The sequence below is a fragment of the Halopseudomonas oceani genome (assembly GCF_002903165.1).
Taxonomy (GTDB): Bacteria; Pseudomonadota; Gammaproteobacteria; order Pseudomonadales; family Pseudomonadaceae; genus Halopseudomonas; species Halopseudomonas oceani.
The window spans coordinates 107319-125783 of sequence record NZ_PPSK01000009.1 but is presented as its reverse complement, the minus strand read 5'-3'; the positions used below and the strand labels follow the sequence as shown (position 1 = coordinate 125783).

The window sequence follows — 18465 nt, the reverse complement described above, 5'->3', positions numbered from 1 at the left end:
GCTGAGCTCTCTTGACTACCGATCAGTAGGGTTGGAAGTGTTGTTTGAACGACGACTGGGCTTGAGGTTCCGCATACCACGGGAACCACCTTCGGTCAGCACCCAGCCCCAGCGGGTCACCAGCCCCAGCAGATCGAACACCGCGCCGTGAATGTGCGCTCGATGCAAAACCCGATCCAGTCGCTGACCGTCCGTGCGCTTGGCATCGGTTCCGTTATCATCGCGCAGCATTGCACGTAGCTGCCTCTCAAGCGAATCGTCGTCTGACATGACTCTAGTCTCCTGCAATGGATGAAGCCGCTGCTGAAATACGGCATCCAGATGCAACAAGGGGGAGGTGTCACCACCCTCCCCCTTGCTTGGTGCCACCGGGGCTGCCGTTACTCGGGCATGGTCAACGCCACAGGCGAGACGATAATGCCGTTGTTATCGGCGTAGACGAACTCACCCGGACGGAAGGTCACACCAGCGAAGGTAACCACGACGTTGAGATCGCCAATACCACGCTTGTCGGTCTTCATCGGATGACTAGCCAGCGCCTGGATTCCAAGCGGTGTTTGCGCCAACACGTCGACATCACGAACACAGCCATAAACGATGATACCTTCCCAGCCGTTCTTGGCCGCCTTCTCCGCGAGCATGTCACCCAACAGAGCGCGGCGCATGGAACCGCCACCATCAACCACCATCACCTTGCCGGTGCCGTCCTGATCGACCTGCTCCTTGACGATCGAGTTGTCCTCGTGACATTTCACGGTGACAATCTGGCCGCCGAAAGAGTCGTGGCCGCCGAAGTTACTGAACATCGGCTCGACCACGGCAACATCGGGATAGGCATCACACAGATCCGGTGTTACATAGTGCTGCATGGCATTCTCCTTGAACTTGAAAGTACTGGTGCTTACTTGTCATTCTCTGCAAGGAAGAACCAGGTGTCCATCACTGAGTCCGGGTTCAGCGACACGCTCTCAATACCCTGCTCCATCAGCCAGCGAGCCAGATCCGGGTGATCCGACGGCCCCTGACCGCAGATACCGATGTACTTGTTCGCAGCACGGCAGGCGGAAATGGCGTTACTCAGCAGCTTCTTGACCGCAGCGTTACGCTCATCGAACAGGTGAGCAATGATGCCGGAGTCACGATCCAGCCCCAGGGTCAGCTGAGTCAGGTCGTTAGAGCCGATAGAGAAACCATCGAAGTGCTCCAGGAACTCTTCGGCCAGCAGCGCGTTGGCCGGCAGCTCACACATCATAATCAGACGCAGACCATTCTCGCCCCGCTTCAGCCCGTTCTCACCCAGCAGCTCGACAACCTGCTTGGCTTCGCCAACGGTGCGCACAAACGGAATCATGATCTCGACGTTGGTCAAACCCATTTCGTCGCGCACGCGCTTCATCGCACGGCATTCCAGCTCGAAGCAGTCGCGGAAGGAGTCGCTGATGTAACGCGAAGCACCGCGGAAGCCCAGCATCGGGTTTTCTTCTTCCGGCTCGTACAGTTTGCCGCCAATCAGGTTGGCGTATTCGTTGGACTTGAAGTCCGACATGCGGACGATGACCTTTTTCGGCCAAAACGCAGCGGCCAGGGTGCTAATGCCTTCAACCAGCTTGTCAACGTAGAAGTCGACCGGCGAGCCGTAACCGGCAACGCGTTTTTGCACGCTGTCCTTAACATCAGCCGGCAGACTGTCGAAGTTCAGCAGTGCTTTCGGGTGAACGCCGATCATGCGGTTGATGATGAATTCCAGACGCGCCAGACCCACACCCTCGTTGGGCAGGTTGGCGAAGTCGAATGCGCGGTCCGGGTTGCCGACGTTCATCATGATCTTGAACGGCAGCGGCGGCATGGCGTCGACGCTGTTGGTCTTAATATCGAAGGACAGCTGACCGGAGTAGATCAGACCAGTATCACCCTCGGCGCAGGACACAGTGACTTCCTGACCATCTTTCAGTTCGGTGGTGGCATTGCCGCAGCCAACGACAGCAGGAATGCCCAACTCGCGAGCAATGATTGCCGCGTGGCAGGTACGGCCGCCACGGTTGGTGACGATTGCGCTAGCACGCTTCATGACCGGCTCCCAATCCGGGTCGGTCATATCGGAAACCAACACGTCGCCCGGCTGAACCTTGTCCATCTCGGCGACGTCATTGACGATGCGCACGCGACCGGCGCCGATGCGCTGACCAATGGCACGACCTTCAACCAGTACAGTGCCCTTTTCTTTCAGCAGGTAACGTTCCATGACGTTGGCGCTGCTCCGGCTCTTCACGGTTTCCGGGCGAGCCTGAACGATGTACAGCTTGCCGTCGTCGCCGTCTTTGGCCCATTCGATATCCATCGGGCGGCCATAGTGCTGCTCGATAATCACCGCCTGCTTGGCCAGGTTGACCACTTCGTCCTCGGACAGGCAGAAGCGGCTGCGCTCGGCCAGATCGACATCGACGGTCTTCACAGAACGACCCGCCTTGGCTTCGTCGCCATAGACCATCTTGATCGCCTTGCTGCCCAGGTTGCGGCGCAGGATCGACGGACGACCAGCGGCCAGCGTCGGCTTGTGGACGTAGAATTCGTCCGGGTTGACCGCACCCTGCACAACGGTTTCGCCCAGACCATAAGCACCGGTGATGAAGACGACATCGCGGAAGCCGGACTCGGTGTCCAGAGTAAACATGACGCCAGCGGTGCCGGTTTCAGAGCGAACCATTCGCTGCACGCCAGCTGACAAAGCAACCAACTTGTGGTCAAAACCTTGGTGTACGCGGTAGGCAATGGCGCGATCATTGAACAGCGATGCGAACACTTCCTTGGCAGCGTGAATGACGTTGTCAACGCCACGAATGTTCAGGAAGGTTTCCTGCTGACCAGCGAAGGAAGCATCTGGCAGATCTTCTGCGGTAGCGGAGGAACGAACGGCAACGGCCAGATTGGGGTTGCCGTCGGAGAGTTTGGCGAACTCGTCGCGGATCGCCTTATCCAGCGCCGCCGGGAACTCAGCGTCCATGACCCACTGACGGATCTGGGCACCGGTTTCGGCCAGCGCATTGACGTCGTCGACGTCGAGCTTGTCCAGGGCGGCGTGAATGCGGTCATTCAGACCACTCTGCTCGAGAAATTCCCGATAGGCGTCTGCAGTGGTTGCAAAGCCACCGGGAACCGTTACGCCGGCGTTGGCCAGATTGCTGATCATTTCGCCGAGGGAGGCGTTCTTGCCGCCTACGCGCTCGACGTCATCGACACCCAGCTGCTCGAAGGACACTACGTACTCTAACAAGGTGATCTCTCCGTCAATCTATTTAATAAGTCTGTGCGGCGGCGGGAGCATACTGGCCTGCCCGCCACAAATGCGCCACAATGCCGATCTTTGAAGGCCGCACCAGCAATTTTGCGGGCAGCCCTTAACCGAGACACGACATCTTAAGGCTTCGTGAATGAAACGCACCGCTTTTTTCATTTCTGATGGTACCGGCATCACCGCCGAGACGCTTGGTCAAAGCCTGCTGGCGCAGTTCGAGAACATCCAGTTCTCCAAGCTGCTGCGCCCTTACGTCGATACCGTGGAAAAAGCGCGTGACATGGTACAACAAATCAATGCCGCTGCCGAGCAAGATGCGGCCCGGCCGATCATTTTTGATACCGTGGTCAATAGCGAGATTCGTCAAGAGCTGGCTAAATCCAACGGCTACATGATCGATATTTTCTCGACCTTTCTTGCCCCACTTGAGCAAGAGCTGGGCGACGGCTCGTCCTATTCGGTCGGCAAGACTCACTCAATTCAGCATAACAGCCACTACAAAGACCGCATTGATGCGGTGCATTACGCCATGGACAACGACGATGGCGCCCGCACCCACCACTACGCGCAAGCCGATATCATCCTGGTTGGCGTGTCGCGCTGCGGCAAGACACCAAGCTGCCTGTACATGGCACTGCAGTACGGTATCCGCGCCGCCAACTATCCGTTGACCGAAGATGATATGGAAAGCCTGCAGCTGCCCAAAGCGCTCAAGCAGAACAAGAGCAAGCTGTTCGGCCTGACCATAGACCCGGACCGGCTGGCCAGCATCCGCAACGAACGCCGCCCCAATAGCCGCTATTCCAGCTACCCGCAGTGCGAGTTTGAAGTCCGCGAGGTGGAAAATCTGTTCCGCAAGGAAAACATCCCCTATCTCAACTCGACGCACTACTCGGTGGAAGAGATTTCAGCGAAGATCCTGATGCAGATGGGAATTGAACGTCGACTCAAGTAATGCGCGCAAAGCACTGAATTAAATCAACTTTCTAGCCAAACCCTGAGGCTGTCCGGCGACTTACCGGTCAGCCTTTTGAGCAGCCGCCGGAAGTTAGTTCGGTCGCTGATCTGCATACTCTCCGCCACCTGATCGTGACTGCAGCCCCGCCCCTGATACAGCTCTAGCGCTATTTGCGTGTGAGCGCGATCCAGCAAGGCCTGATACCCGGTTCCCTCGCGCTGCAACCGCCTCTTGAATGTCGCCGCACTCATACCAAAGTAGTCCGCTACCTGATCAAGCCCCTGGCGCTTGCGCGCATTGTGGTAAAGGCAGTCAAACACCACCTCAGACAGCGTACCCTCACCCGGCAACGCATTGATCGCCAGCACGGCCTGCCGTTCGGCGATACGCGCCAGCATCGGCGAAGCTGACATCGGCGCCCGCACCAATACCTCGCGTGGCAGTCGCATGCAGGTTATCGGCGCATCGAAGCGCAGCCGGTCTCCCATGTGTACCCAGTACTGTTCGACATGCCGTGGAGCCGCCCAAGCCATGCGGTACTCCCACGGCAGCGACTCACCTGCCAGCGTGCGCGTCAGGGCCGTCACCGCAGTCATACTTGTCTCAAACAGAAACTGGCGACTGCGCCCCAACGCCAGTGCATCTATCCAGTACACATAGGCATGGTGCTCATCCACTACCAATCGCGGGGCAAGTAACGGACACAACAACACCCTGAAATTGACCAACTGGTGCAACGCCTGCAGCAGCGTGTCCGCGTGCAGCAGCACATTGCTGCAGGCACCAAAGTGCCCCGGCAGCAAACGCTGCCCTAGCAGAAAGCTGCTGTCGTTCGCATCCAGCAGTTGCCGCGCATTGTCGATCAAACGTAGATACTGACTGGCACTGATCATGGCGTCTGGCGCCAGCAAGTCGTCATAAAACAGCCCGCTACCACGCATCAACCGATGACTGTCGATACCCCGACTTAACGCCAGATCGACCAGACAGGCGGGCTGATGCCCTGCCCAGATCACCTTGGCATCGGCGTCATACCAGCGCGGGGTCGCGTTCGAGGTCATGCGATCAGGCTCGCTTTAACTGCAGCGCCTGTTTGGCGTGCGCCATCGCCAGATTACTGCGCTGCAGCAACGAATCCACATCGTCCTGACGCGCCATCACCGCCACCACGGTTGCCCGCAGCAGGATCCGCTCCCCCTGCTGCGCGCTTCTGCACGCCAGATGTGCGATCGACGCACTGATCTCACGGGCGATGGTCTGCGCCTGCTCCTCCAGCGTATTGGGCAGCAGCAGGGCAAAGCGGTCGCCAGCCAGACGACAGAGCAGATCATGACGACGCAGACTCATGAGTAGCAGCTGACAGACCAGTTGCAGCACCCGATCCCCCTCCTGATGGCCATAGCGCTCATTGACCTGATGAAAGTCATCCAGATCTATCGTCAACAGCGACAGCGGCTGCTGCGATGACTCAGCTTGCGGCAGTGCCAGCGCCAGCTGACTGCGCAGGTACCCGGCATCCGCCAGCGGTGTCAGCTTGTCGAACTGCCGATGTTCCCTGAAGTGGCGCTCGCGGTTGACCATCTGCGCGTTGATCGCCAGCTGTTCTCGATGCCAGTGGTATATCCCGACCGTCAACAGCACAAACCCGACCGGCATCGGCGCAGATTCCAGCCAGTGGTCCCACATAACCGCCTCTGGCAGGGCGACAAACTCGTCCAATGTGTCCATCCACAGTGATAGAAACAGGCAGGCTAGACCGACGAACAGCAGATTGGTCACCCGACCTGCTGGCCGCCCTTTCAACATCAGCGCAGTCCACGCCAGCACAAGCAGCGCCGAGCTGCCTTCGCCGGTGATATCAGTCCAGGCCCAGATACTGACCGGCTTCAGCTCACCCAGGCTGAGATACAGCATCAACCCTGCATTGGCGAGCAGCAGCAAGCCTAGCCATTTGATCCGGTGCAGGAAAAACATCGAGTTCATTTCAACCTCGCGGGCATTCAATGGCGCCAGCAGACCAAAGCAAGATGACGGTTCCGTGTCAGTGCACGGGTCAAATTGGCTCACTGTACCTGCACCGCACCGATCCAAAAGCACCGAACTAAACCTGCAGACGCCGGGCAATGGGCCTTACAGAGCGGCTTGTGAGGTCAATTCAGCTCAAAACCCAGCGCACAGGCAGCGGTTTCGACTCATTTCGCGACCAGACGTCGAAGACTGTCACAGAAACGCCACATCGCCTCCCTAAGTTCCACTTCCCAACGGGACACGAAACCCATTCGCCAGGAGAGGAACCCCATGTCTGTCCGCACTTCACGCCTGCATACAAGCTTTCGTATCAGCACGCTGGCGCTTGCCATCGCAGGCAGCTCTGCCAGTTGGGCGCAGGCCACCACCGAAGTCATGACCATCATCGGTCAGGCTGCACAGATGGAGCAGGCGCTGCAGGAGCAACGCATGTCCAACAACACCGAGAGCGTGGTACACGCCGACGCCATCGGTCAGCTCCCCGATGAGAACACCGCCGAGGCACTGCAGCGCGTTCCGGGCATCTCTGTTGAGCGCGATCAGGGCGAAGGCCGCTTCGTCCGCGTTCGGGGTCTGGGAGCCGACCTCAACAGCGTAACCATCAACGGCACGCTGGTACCTGCACCGGAAAGCGATCGCCGCGCCGTGGCGATGGACGTTTTGCCGAGCGAGCTGATTCAGTCACTTTCGGTGGTCAAGACCCTGACCCCGGATATGGACGCCAACTCCCTCGGCGGCACCATCGAGGTCGAAAGCCTGTCCGGTTTCGATCACGACGCCATGTTCTACAGTCTGTCGACCGAAGCCAGCTACGACGAGAACACCGGCGACACCAGCCCCAAGGTATCCGGCGCGTTCAGCAACCGCTTCAGCGTCGGTGACGGTATCGACAACCTCGCCATCGCTACCGCCGTAAGCTGGGAAGATCGCAGCTTTGGTTCCGACAACGTCGAAACCGGTGGTGCCTGGGACTTTAACGACCCGGCTGGTGCACGTCTGGAGGAACTGGAGGAGCGTCGGTACGACATCAGCCGCGAACGCGCGGGCCTGGGCTTCAACGTTGACTATCGACCAGACGAAGACACGGAGTTGTACCTGCGCACCCTGTACAGCCGCTTCAAGGACACAGAAACACGCCAGGCCAACGTGATCGAGTTTGCCGACGCCCAACTACCCGGCGAGGGTGGCGATGCCGAAGGTACGCGCGAAATCAAGGATCGCGAAGAAACCCAGGAGATCAAAAGCCTGGTGATTGGCGGCGAGCGTCAGCTCGGCGACTGGAAAGTCGCGGCGCAGTATGGCTACAGCGAGGCCGAAGAAGACAGCCCGCTGCACACACCGGGTGCCAAGTTCGAAGGTAACGATGACTTCACCGCGGCCGGTTACAACGACAGCAAGCAGCCCAATCTGATCATCGACAGCGCATTCTACGACCCCAGCAATTTCACCCTGACCGAAGTCGAGCGCGAAAAGCAGCTGACCACCGACACCGAACAGAACATTCGCGTGGATCTGACCCGCGACTGGTTCATGGCAGACCTGCCGTCGCAGCTGCAGTTTGGCGCTAAGTTCAGTACCCGCACCAAAGACAACGATCTCGAGGTTTGGGCCTATGAAGACTTCGGCGATTACGGCTTTACCGACGCTGAGCTGAGCCTCGGCCAGTTTACCAACGGCCGCACCAACCTGGGTCCGCGCATCTCTGCCAGTGCGCTTGAGCGGCTGATCAGTGGCCTCAACCCGGCCGATTTCTACGATGAAGAACAGTCACGTATCAACGACTTCAGCATTCAGGAAAACATCAACGCCGCCTACCTGATGAACACCGTCGACATCGACGATCTGCGCATCATCGCCGGCCTGCGCTACGAAGGTACGCGCCTGAAGTCGGAAGGCACCGGCCTCAATGACGGCAACTTCGAAGCGGTCAACTCCCGCAACGACTATCACCACTGGCTGCCGGGCCTGCACGCCATCTATCAACTCGGCGCGAACAGTCAGCTGCGCGCCAGCTGGACCAACAGCGTGGTTCGCCCGACCTTCGGCCAGCTGTTCCCGGGCTTTGTGGTCGATGGCGACGACGCCGAGTTCGGTAACCCCGACCTGAAGCCACTGGAGTCCAGCAACCTCGATTTCGGCATCGAACACTACATGGGCCGCGCCGGTGCGGTGTCTGCCTTCCTGTTCTAAAAGGACATCGAAAATTTCGTCTACACCGCTGACGTTGCCGGCACCGGCCAATACGCGGCATTCGACGAAGCCATTACCTCGGTCAACGGCGACAGCGCCACCGTATACGGTCTGGAACTGGCCTATGCGCAGAAGTTCAGCTGGCTGCCCTCGCCCTGGAACGGCCTGCTGGTCAACGCCAATACCACCCTCAGCCGTTCGGACGCCGATATCGAGCAGTACAACGCAGATACCGGCCGCATGCAGTCGCGCAGCATCGATCTGCCGGGCCAGTCCGATCTGACCGGCAACCTCACACTCGGCTGGGAAAACGACAAACTGAGCCTGCGCATCTCCGCCAACTACAAGTCGGACTACCTCGACGAGGTTGGCGACGTGCTGGACAAGCGCTACGACTACCGCGTTGACGACCAGTTGTTCGTCGATCTGTCGGCCAGCTACTTCCTGACCGACAACCTGCAGGTGTTCATGGCCGCGCAGAACATCACCGACGAGAGCTACTACGTCTATACCGGCTCACGCCGCTACAACGCCCAGTACGAAGAGTACGGCCCGACCTACAAGGTCGGCCTGACCCTCACCCACTTCTGAGCGAATGCGGCGGGAGCCCAGAGCCCCGCCGCCCCTATCGACATCAATGAGATACACCATGCGTCCAGTCATCTCCCTGATCGCAGTGCTCGGCAGCAGCCTGCTGCTGAGCGCCTGCAACGAACAGGACACCACCCAAGGCGCCGCGCAACCCGCGGCTGCCACCGACGTCAGCCGCAGTGAGCTGACCATTCAGATCCGCAACGCCAGCGGCATCAGCGCCCAGCGCATGCTGCCCGGCGAGCAGGCCGGCAGCCTGGTGATCAACCAGCACGGTATCCAGCGCCTGGATGCCAGCGAGCAGTCGGTTTCCGCTGCCCTGCCCGGCTACTACGACACGCTGGCGGTACATCAAGGCCGTAGCGGCCTGATCGCCGCCAGCCATGACCTGCAGCGCGATCAACCGGTTATCCTGCGCTGGAACGCGGATAACGCTGCCATCGCGCCGGAATACCTGCCGAGCACCGGCTACCCGCTGGAAGACCTGTGTTTCTATCAGGATCAAAGCCACCACGATTATCTGTTTTTGATTGGCGAGGAGGGCCTCGGCCAGCAATGGCTGGTCGGTGAACAAGGCACCCAATCCCGCCTGGTACGCACCCTGCACCTACCGGTCGGCGCCAAGTCCTGCACGGTTAACGCTGAGCTGAACGCGCTGTTCGTCAGCGAGGAGGAGATCGGCATCTGGCGCTACGACCCGCGCCCGGAAACCGACAGCAACCGAAGCATCGTCGACCTGAATCAGCCCTGGGGCTCGTTGCCCGAAGGCCCAGAGGGGCTTGCCAGCACTGCTGACGGCCTGCTTGCGCTGGATACCGGCAGCAACAGCCTGCATCGTTACCGTTGGCAGGACGAACAATGGCAACACCAGAGCTGGCCGTTGAACGAGGGACGCAAGCCCGAGCAGCTGTCCGTGCGCGCTCAGGGTGATGCCCTGCAGGTGCTGATCATCGACGACAGCGGTCAACAGCTGCTGACCGAGCTGGATGCTGGCAGCAGCCTGCTCAACGCGCCAACATTGCCCGAGGTTTTTGCCACCGCACAAACAGCGCCAGTACCACACGGTGGCGACGCGGCAGATGATCCAGCCATTTGGCCCCACCCAAGCATCCCCGAACTGGCACGCGTACTCGGCACGGACAAACGCGGCGGGCTTGGCGTCTACGATCTGCAGGGGCGTGAGCTGCAATATCTGCCGGTCGGACGCATCAATAATGTCGATATCCGCAAAGGTTTCACCCTTGGCGACCGGCAGATTGATCTGGCCGTGGCCAGCAATCGCGACCGCCACAGTCTGGAACTGTTCGCCATTGACCCGGCCAGCGGTCAGGTCAGCGGGCTGGGCGATATCGCCACTGACCTCACTGACATCTACGGCCTGTGCATGAGCCAAAGCCCGGACGGCACGGTCTACGCCATTCCCAACGACAAGGACGGCCGTTTCATTCAGTACCGCCTGGATGGCAGCGACGGTAAGGTCAGCGCCAGCGCAGTTCGCCAGTTCCGCACCGACACCCAGCCCGAAGGCTGTGTTGCCGACGACGCCCGCCAGCAGTTGTTCATCGGTGAGGAAGCCGTCGGTATCTGGACGCTGTCTGCCGCTGAAGGTCAGCCCACAGAGTTGACCTCGGTGATCAGCGTCGGCGATCTGCTGCACGACGACGTCGAAGGCATGGCGATCTACCAGCACTCACAGAAGCCGTACCTGATCGTCTCCAGCCAAGGCAACGACAGCTACGTAGTGCTGGACGCCTTGCCGCCCTACCGCGCGCACGGCGCCTTCCGCATTGGCCTGAATGCACTCTCCGGCATTGACGGCGTCTCGGAAACCGACGGCCTGGAAGTCAGCTCGGCCGACTTCGGCGCCGCCTGGCCCGGCGGGCTGCTGGTGGTCCAGGACGGTCGCAAGCGCCTGCCCGAGGGCAATCAGAACTTCAAGCTGGTGCCCTGGCAGCCCATCGCCGACCTGCTGCAACTGCCCTGAACCTTTTCTTTCATCAGCACGACAAGACCGGCCTCACGGGGCCGGCAGTGAGGTAAATATGTCCACAACCGATCACACCATCTGGTCGCTGGTACTCGAAGCCAGCCTGCTGGTCAAAGGCGTCATGCTGACGCTGCTGCTGGCGTCGCTGGCCACCTGGTTTATCATCGCCCAGCGCGGCCGTCTGTTTGCCCAGGCGCAAAACGCGTTAAAGCAGTTTGAAGCCCGCTTCTGGTCCGGCACCGAGCTTGCGCAGCTTTACAACGCAGAAACCAGCGCACCCGGCGTAGAGCAGATCTTCCGCGCGGGCTACAACGAGTACCGCCAGCTCAACCAGCGCGGTGATGGCGAACCCGAGGCCGTCATGCAGGGCGTACAACGCGCGATGCGGGTCGCTATCTCGCGCGAAGAAGAACGTCTGGATCGACACCTGCCGTTCCTCGCCACCGTCGGATCGGTCAGCCCATACGTCGGCCTGTTCGGCACGGTCTGGGGCATCATGAACTCCTTCATCGGCCTGTCGCAGGTACAGCAGGCCACCCTCGCGACCGTTGCACCGGGCATTGCCGAGGCGCTGATTGCCACAGCGATCGGTCTGTTTGCGGCCATCCCCGCGGTGATTGCCTACAACCGCTTCAGTACCCGCAGCGAAAACCTGCTTGGGCACTACTACAACTTCGCCGATGAGTTCAGCGCCATCTTGCACCGTCGTCTGCACAGCCAACACGCGGGGTAAGCAGCCATGGAAATGCGAGCAGGCCGAATCAAGCGCAAGCCCAAAGCTGAAATGAATGTGGTGCCGTATATCGACGTCATGCTGGTATTGCTGGTGATCTTCATGGTCACCGCACCAATGATGACCCAAGGCGTACAGATCGAACTACCCAAGGTCGCCGCCGAAGCACTGGAGCCGGAAAACCCGTCGTCCGTCGTCACCCTGTCCATTGATGCCGAGGGCGGTTACCACTGGAACATGGGCGAGAGCGTGCGGACCGACGACTACCAGCACAGCAGCGCCAGCCTGGAAGATCTTACCCGCGAACTGAGCGCCGCAATCCAAGCCCAGCCGGACACTCAGGTATTCATCCGTGCCGACGCGGGTGCGGGGTACGGAGTCGTGGTCGCAGGCATGGCCGCGCTACAACAGGCAGGCATCAGCCAACTAGGTCTGATTACGGAAGCCCCATGAGCGCAGCAACTCCACCCCTCATGCTGCTGCAGGAACGCAGTTCGGTACCGAGCGAGTCAAACCGCGGCATTGCAGCACCACTGCTGACGACGCTGGCGCTGCACGCTGCCGTCGCGGGACTGTTGTGGGCCGGCTGGGAACCAACCCGCTCGCCGGTACCTGCAGAACAAACCAGCATACGAACGCAGTTGGTGACGTTGCCGGTGCCCGCCCCTGAACCAACCGTCGCCCCGGTTACAGCGCCCTCCCCGCCGGCACCGGAACCACCGACGCCAGTTGTAGAGGCGCCGCCACCCAAGCCGGTGGTCGACGAGGCAGCCATCGCTCGCAAGCGCCTGGCCGAGCGACAGGAGCGCGAACAACAGCAGCGCCGCGAAGCCCTTGAACGGGAACAGGAGCGCGCCGAACAGCAGAGGCTCGCCGCCCAAGCTGCTGCTGAACAGCAGCGGCTGGATGAGCTTGCGCGCCAACAGGCAGCCGCAGATGCTGCAGCCGCAGCGGCCGCCGAACGCGCCGCAGCGCAACGCCAATATCTGCCGTTAAGCAAGCCCGAGCCGGACTACCCCAGACGTGCACTAACCCAGCGGCTGGAAGGCGACTGCACCGTTGAATACGACGTCAACGCCAACGGCCGCGTCGACAACCCGCGACTGGTCAGCGGGGCATGCGACAACCCGCTGTTCGCTCGGCCTTCGCTTGCTGCTGCCAAGGATTTCATCTATCAACCAAGGCTGGTCAATGGCCAGCCTGTAGCGGTTACCGGGGTGCGCAACACCTTCCGCTACCGCCTGTCACAGTGAGTCAAATATGAGCTGGCAAAACCCCGAGTTTCACCGTCAATTGGAAGCGGTCGACGACCAACGCATCAACCCCAGCCGGGCAGCCGATCTCGCCAGCGTTGCGGTCAACAGGCGCACCCTGCTCAAAGGAATAGGCGCTGCGTCATTGGCCAGCCTGCTACCGTCGCTGCTCAGCGCCTGCACCTCTGAGCAGAAAGAAATACGTAACTCTTTACTTGGATTTCAAAGCGTTGCAGCACAAACCTCAAGCTCATTTGATAGTGTAATTGTCCCGTCCGGCTATCGCGCCACGCCCTTCTTCAGTTGGGGTGACGCCGTACTGCCGGGCGCTCCAGCCTGGCGGAGTGACGCCAGCGACAGCTGGGAGGATCAGTTGATGCAGGCTGGCGACAACAACGACGGCATGCATTACTTTCCCTTTGCCGACCAGCCCAACGAGCATGGCCTGCTGGTCGTTAATCACGAGTACGTCAACCCAACCCTGCACCCCAACGGCATGCAGTTCACACAGCGAGAGGACAATAGCCGAGACCGCCCGGCCGAGCAGGTGTACAAGGAGATGGCTGCCCACGGCCTGAGCATTATCGAGATCCGCCGCGACGCCAGCGGCCAGTGGCAGCGGGTCGCAGATTCGAAATTCAACCGGCGCATTACCGCCACCACTCCGATGACTATCAGCGGCCCCCTTGCCGGTCATACGGCAATGCGCACAGAGAGCGATCCATCAGGGCTGGAGGTACTAGGGACCATCAACAACTGTTCGATGGGCGCCACCCCGTGGCAAACCTATCTGGCCTGCGAAGAGAACTTTCACAACTACTTTGTGAACCGCGACGAGGCGGACTACAACACCCGATCGACCCACAAACGCTACGGTATCGGCCTGAGTGGCAGCAGCCGGTACTACGCATGGGAATCAGTGGACCCGCGCTTTAACGCCACACCGGGCGCAGATCGCCCGTATCAGGGGCACGTCAATGAGCCAAACCGCTTTGGCTGGGTGGTAGAAGTCGATCCGTTCAACCCCAACGACAAGCCACGCAAGCGCACAGCAATGGGACGCCTGGGCCGTGAGTGCGCCACCTGCGTCGTCGACGAGCGTGGTCATATGGCGGTCTATTCCGGTGATGATGCGCGCGGTGAGTACGTTTACAAGTTCCTCCCCGAGCAGCCTTATAAAGCGGGCGACATCGACCGCAACCGCGATCTGCTAGACAGTGGCACTCTGTACGCCGCCCGCTTTGATGCTGACGGCCGTGGCGAGTGGTTGCCTTTGCGCTGGGGCGCGCCGGGGCTGACACCAGAGAATGGCTTTGCTGACCAGCATGCCGTACTGCTGAACGCCCGTGGCGCGGCCGATGCGATAGGCGCGACCCCGATGGACCGGCCGGAGTGGGTCGCCGCCCATCCGCAAACGCGCGAAATGTATGTCAGCCTGACCAACAACACCGAGCGCGGTAAAACCGATCCAACCGATGCGGCCAACCCCCGCGAGGAAAACGTCCACGGCCAGATCCTGCGCTGGCGCGAAGCCGGAGCCGATCCATGGGCAACCGAGTTTGAATGGGATCTGTTTGTACTGGCTGGAGAGCGCCAGAAAAGCGATGGCAGTGTTCCCGCCAATCGCATCGGCAACATCGAGGGTGACTTGTTTTCATCGCCGGACGGCATGGCCTTCGACCCGGACGGTCGCCTGTGGATTCTGACCGACGCCGATGAAACCACGCACTATACCGCCGACATCGGCTGTAACCAGATGCTTTGCGCAGACCCAGTCAGCCGCGAAATACGGCGCTTCCTTGTCGGGCCGCGCGGCGCCGAGATCACCGGTATCACCTGGACGCCCGATGCCCGCACCCTGTGGGTTAACGTGCAGCACCCGGGCATCAGTTACCCGGCCAGCGATGGAATAACCCGCCCCCGCTCCACCACAGTGATGATCAGGCGGGAAGACGGCGGCGTCATCGGAGGCTGAACGATCAGGCAGCTAGCGAGTCAGAATTCATGAAACTCCTGGACAAAAGGAAACCAAAGCATGGATCTGATTCGCGTACTGATCGCCATTTTGCTGCCACCGCTGGGTGTCTTCCTGCAAGTCGGTTTTGGCGGCGCCTTCTGGCTGAACATCCTACTGACACTGCTCGGCTATATTCCCGGCATCGTGCATGCGGTGTGGATCATCGCCAAACGCGACTAACCCAAAGCATCATGGACTGGCGGCCGCTTCTGCGGCCTGCAGCCAGCCACGAATGGAGAAGTCATATTCCTTACGCGCAGGATTGCAGACCTTACTGAAACGGCAATAGTTGACCTGTGGCCGCCCAGCGGCAAGATAATTCAGGTATACCTCTGCCATCTGCGGGTCAAAGAGCGCAAACATACTGCGCTCCATCTCAAGCCCTTCTGATTCAGCAAAATCAACCCCGTGGTCATAGTCGTACAAGACTACTAGCGCCCAGGCTGCCGCCAGGTGGTGCCCTCCAGCCATAGACTGCAACTCACCGTCGAGCAACGATCTGGTGGCGCGCTCGGTCATGTTGACGGTTGATACCAGAAGGTCACGGGCGGGCTTGAGCCCCGCACCACGAATGGCCTCCAGCGCGCCGAAGGCCATCAGGTCGCTACCCGTCCAGAGCAGCCGGGTACGAGGGTAGCGTTTGAGTAGAATCGGCGTCTGATAGCGAGCGATATCTCGCTGCCAGTCAGCATAGACCGTCTGACGCAGTGCCACCTGCGGATACTCGGCAACCGCCAGCTCCATGCCGTAGGTACGTCGCCGGGAGCTGTCGGTTGCACGATCACCGGATATAGCCAGCATCTCCAGCATCGCTTCGTCTGGCGACTGAAATTGGGCTAGCCCCTGCCTGATCAGAGCCTGTGCAGTCAGATACCCCGCCTCTTGTGCGTTTGGCACCAAACTTCCCAACCAGTAGTGCAAGTGCTCTCGCGGATAACCGAGCATGCCCCGCTCAGCGTCCTGCACCCCGTTGTAGGCAGAAAAAACACGAACACCAGCGCGCTCGGCAATCTCAAGCTGGCCCGGTAATGTCTGCTTGTCTGCAGCAACCAACAGATAATCCGGCCGCCGCTCCGCCGGCCGCCCGACCACTTCACGGGCGAGGCTGAGCTGGGCCAAGTGATTGCGCTCGGCATAGAGGATTTCAAGTTCAATGCCGAGACTGCCTGCCGCGTGCTGCAACCCTTCCGCAGCATCGACCCAGAAGGGTTCGTTGGACTTACCCGGGCTGATGAAGACGACCTGCATCGCCACCGCCGGCTGTGCTAGCAGCAGACACAGCAAAGCCAGCGAGCCGCAACGGCGGTAATAGCGTTGGTAATACAGGTAATTAAACAGACTGGACACGCCAGGAAACATGGTGCAACGACCGCATGCAGGTTTGAACAGAACCTCAGGGTGACACCCAAGCGCCAAACGGATAGTCTCGAGCCTCCCCTTCAAGCGCCGCAATGGTACCAGAGCAGCTAGCCTGGCGCAGCGTCGCAAGTCAGAACGAGCAGGAGAACCTGAAATGAAAAAACTGTTTGCTGGCGGTCTGTTGCTGCTTTCCAGCGTCGCCCAGGCGGCCGAAATAGACGTGTACCGTGACCCATCATGCGGCTGCTGCCATGCCTGGATTGAGCACCTGGAAGAAAACGGCTTCGAAGTCACCGACCACGTAACTTCGCAGGTAGTCGCACTCAAGCAGGAACTGGGCGTTTCACCAGCCCTGCGCTCCTGCCATACCGCCGTTTACAAAGGGATTTTTATCGAGGGCCACGTGCCAGCCAGCGACATTCTGGCCCTGGACGACACCAGCGACCTGCGTGGACTTGCAGTGCCGGGCATGCCTGTCGGCTCACCAGGAATGGAGATGGGAGACCGACACGACGCCTACCACGTCATCGCGGTTGGCGCTGATGGCAGCCAGCGCGTTTACAGCGAGCATTGACGCTCAACGCGCCTCATCAACCTCTTCGATGAACGGGCCGAACCAGCTGTCTGCACGGCGTCGGGCATCGGCCTGCACATCGCTGTCGATGTACATCGCAACCATCGCCAGCGCACTGGCAAACACGCCCAGATCATCGGTGAAACCGAGCAGCGGCGTGAAGTCCGGGATCGCATCCAGCGGAGCAATGAAGTACGCCAGGACACTGACGATGACCGCTTTAGCCCACGCAGGTGTCTCCGGGCGACGCGCAGCATAATAGAGGCACAGCGCCTTCTCGACGACTTCACGTCCTGCCAGCCGCGCATGAGAACTCAGCTTTCTCCAGAACTCGCGATCAGTAAAGGTTGCTTTCATGGGGTTACCCTCCATACCACGTATATCAGCCGATAGTAGAGAGGCTGCCGATCAGCTGCAAGCTGATGAACATCAGCGACCCGCAATAACCACGCAGTCACGGCCGGCATCCTTTGCCGCATAGAGACATTCATCCGCCTCCTTTAGCCAGTGCTCGCGCTCCGCGTGGGCACCCAGCAAACAACCACCGATAGACACCGTGACAGGCTTACCATCGGGGCGTTTCAATCCTTCACGCACGCACTGCTGGATCTTCTTCGCGATCCCGGATAGCCCCGCATCGTCAACCTTCGGAACCAGCAGGACGAACTCTTCACCCCCGAGACGAAACAAGCGGTCTGAGGCCCTACAGGCATCGCTGACCAGGCGCACAAAGCGAACCAGCACATCGTCCCCGGCCGCATGGCCAAACTGGTCGTTGATCTGCTTGAAGTGGTCCAGATCCATCACCAGCAAGCCAAAACTCAGGTCATAGCGCTTGCTGTCAGCCAGTGCAATATCCAGCTCGCGATCCATGGTCCGGCGGTTCCCTATGCCGGTAAGCGGGTCTTCCGTCGCCAACTGGGAAAGCTGTTTGCGCTGCGCCCTGCCACGAAAGGCGAACACAAAGGCAAACAGACTGGCCAGTTCATAAGTCACGATAAACGAGCCCATCTGATAGCCGCTCGCAAACACCTGCCCCGGATGCAGCCAGCCAAACAGGCACACCGCGGCCAACGTCACCTGAGTAACGATGACGCTCTGCAGCGGCGGAACCACGAAGAAGTTGAACAGAATCAGGACGTACATCCAGAACACGCCGTTGGTACCCAGCTTGATGCTGACCAGAAATGCGCCCAGTGAGTAAATGGCAGCAAGAAATTGTCCGGGCCGAATGGTATCGCCGGTACGCCAGGCGTAGAGCACCGCCATCAGCGTGCTGCTGACGAGAAAGGTATCGGTAAGCCCCACCAGCCAATTGCGTTCACCCAACCGGTAGACGGCATAGGGAGTCACGCCCAGAACGGCGAGGACACCGACCAGGGTAATGATGGACAACTGAAAGTCATCCCTCAGTCTGGACCAGAAGGTGCGCATTCAGAAAACTCTTATGTTGTTATTTTTATAGTCTGCCGCACGACATCAA

At 60.0% G+C, this 18465-nt stretch carries 16 protein-coding genes and 1 pseudogene; 9 read left to right on the top strand and 8 right to left on the bottom strand.

Translation table 11 applies throughout. The features are described from left to right. Nucleotides 1-15: 15 nt before the first annotated feature. The 3 genes from C1949_RS11040 to ppsA form a co-directional block, all read right to left on the bottom strand. Nucleotides 16-270 carry a hypothetical protein gene (locus C1949_RS11040; protein ID WP_104738535.1) on the bottom strand — a complete coding sequence of 85 codons (255 nt, stop codon included), beginning with the start codon at nucleotides 268-270 and terminating at the stop codon, nucleotides 16-18. A gap of 110 nt (nucleotides 271-380) precedes the next feature. Beyond that, nucleotides 381-869, bottom strand: a complete 489-nt coding sequence (gene rraA / locus C1949_RS11035; RefSeq protein WP_104738534.1) for a ribonuclease E activity regulator RraA — start codon at nucleotides 867-869, stop codon at nucleotides 381-383. Nucleotides 870-901: 32 nt separating this feature from the next. Beyond that, nucleotides 902-3271 carry a phosphoenolpyruvate synthase gene (gene ppsA, locus C1949_RS11030; RefSeq protein WP_104738533.1) on the bottom strand — a complete coding sequence of 790 codons (2370 nt, stop codon included), beginning with the start codon at nucleotides 3269-3271 and terminating at the stop codon, nucleotides 902-904. A 157-nt stretch (nucleotides 3272-3428) separates the two neighbouring features. On the opposite strand from ppsA, the gene ppsR reads away from it, so the two are divergent. Continuing rightward, nucleotides 3429-4247 (top strand): posphoenolpyruvate synthetase regulatory kinase/phosphorylase PpsR, encoded by an 819-nt coding sequence (ppsR, locus tag C1949_RS11025; RefSeq protein ID WP_104738532.1) that lies wholly within the window; start codon nucleotides 3429-3431, stop codon nucleotides 4245-4247. Between the two features lie 23 nt (nucleotides 4248-4270). On the opposite strand, the gene C1949_RS11020 is transcribed toward ppsR, so the two are convergent. Continuing rightward, entirely contained in the window at nucleotides 4271-5311 is a 1041-nt protein-coding gene (locus C1949_RS11020) for an AraC family transcriptional regulator ligand-binding domain-containing protein (protein WP_104738531.1), read from the bottom strand. Nucleotides 5312-5315: 4 nt separating this feature from the next. Continuing rightward, entirely contained in the window at nucleotides 5316-6233 is a 918-nt protein-coding gene (locus C1949_RS11015; protein ID WP_104738564.1) for a GGDEF domain-containing protein, read from the bottom strand. Nucleotides 6234-6548: 315 nt separating this feature from the next. On the opposite strand from C1949_RS11015, the pseudogene C1949_RS11010 reads away from it, so the two are divergent. The 7 genes and pseudogenes from C1949_RS11010 (at nucleotide 6549) to C1949_RS10980 (ending at nucleotide 15229) form a co-directional block, all read left to right on the top strand. Beyond that, nucleotides 6549-9059: pseudogene (locus C1949_RS11010) on the top strand (TonB-dependent receptor). 58 nt (nucleotides 9060-9117) lie between these two features. Continuing rightward, entirely contained in the window at nucleotides 9118-11043 is a 1926-nt protein-coding gene (locus C1949_RS11005; RefSeq protein ID WP_170063059.1) for a phytase, read from the top strand. Between the two features lie 58 nt (nucleotides 11044-11101). Continuing rightward, nucleotides 11102-11779 (top strand): protein TolQ, encoded by a 678-nt coding sequence (tolQ, locus tag C1949_RS11000; protein ID WP_104738529.1) that lies wholly within the window; start codon nucleotides 11102-11104, stop codon nucleotides 11777-11779. A 12-nt stretch (nucleotides 11780-11791) separates the two neighbouring features. Then, nucleotides 11792-12232: a protein TolR gene (gene tolR / locus C1949_RS10995; protein WP_104738528.1), complete on the top strand. Its 441-nt coding sequence runs from the start codon at nucleotides 11792-11794 to the stop codon at nucleotides 12230-12232. Beyond that, entirely contained in the window at nucleotides 12229-13032 is an 804-nt protein-coding gene (locus tag C1949_RS10990) for an energy transducer TonB (protein WP_104738527.1), read from the top strand. The genes tolR and C1949_RS10990 overlap by 4 nt, the downstream gene beginning before the upstream one ends. Before the next feature lie 7 nt (nucleotides 13033-13039). Further along, nucleotides 13040-15007, top strand: coding sequence for a PhoX family protein (locus C1949_RS10985; RefSeq protein WP_104738526.1), 1968 nt, complete (start codon nucleotides 13040-13042; stop codon nucleotides 15005-15007). A 60-nt stretch (nucleotides 15008-15067) separates the two neighbouring features. Next, complete coding sequence (locus C1949_RS10980) at nucleotides 15068-15229, top strand: YqaE/Pmp3 family membrane protein (RefSeq protein WP_104738525.1); 162 nt, start codon at nucleotides 15068-15070, stop codon at nucleotides 15227-15229. Nucleotides 15230-15238: 9 nt separating this feature from the next. Here the strand turns inward: C1949_RS10980 and C1949_RS10975 are convergent, their stop codons facing one another. Beyond that, on the bottom strand, nucleotides 15239-16396 hold the full coding sequence (locus C1949_RS10975; protein WP_170063058.1) for an ABC transporter substrate-binding protein: 1158 nt from the start codon (nucleotides 16394-16396) through the stop codon (nucleotides 15239-15241). Nucleotides 16397-16562: 166 nt separating this feature from the next. On the opposite strand from C1949_RS10975, the gene C1949_RS10970 reads away from it, so the two are divergent. Beyond that, entirely contained in the window at nucleotides 16563-16982 is a 420-nt protein-coding gene (locus C1949_RS10970) for a DUF411 domain-containing protein (protein ID WP_104738523.1), read from the top strand. Between the two features lie 3 nt (nucleotides 16983-16985). Here C1949_RS10970 and C1949_RS10965 read toward each other — a convergent pair whose 3' ends face one another. Next, nucleotides 16986-17339 (bottom strand): YkvA family protein, encoded by a 354-nt coding sequence (locus tag C1949_RS10965; RefSeq protein ID WP_104738522.1) that lies wholly within the window; start codon nucleotides 17337-17339, stop codon nucleotides 16986-16988. 72 nt (nucleotides 17340-17411) lie between these two features. Beyond that, the gene (locus C1949_RS10960; RefSeq protein WP_104738521.1) at nucleotides 17412-18416 is read right to left on the bottom strand and encodes a GGDEF domain-containing protein; all 1005 of its coding nucleotides are present in this window, start codon (nucleotides 18414-18416) and stop codon (nucleotides 17412-17414) included. Nucleotides 18417-18465 lie beyond the last annotated feature (49 nt).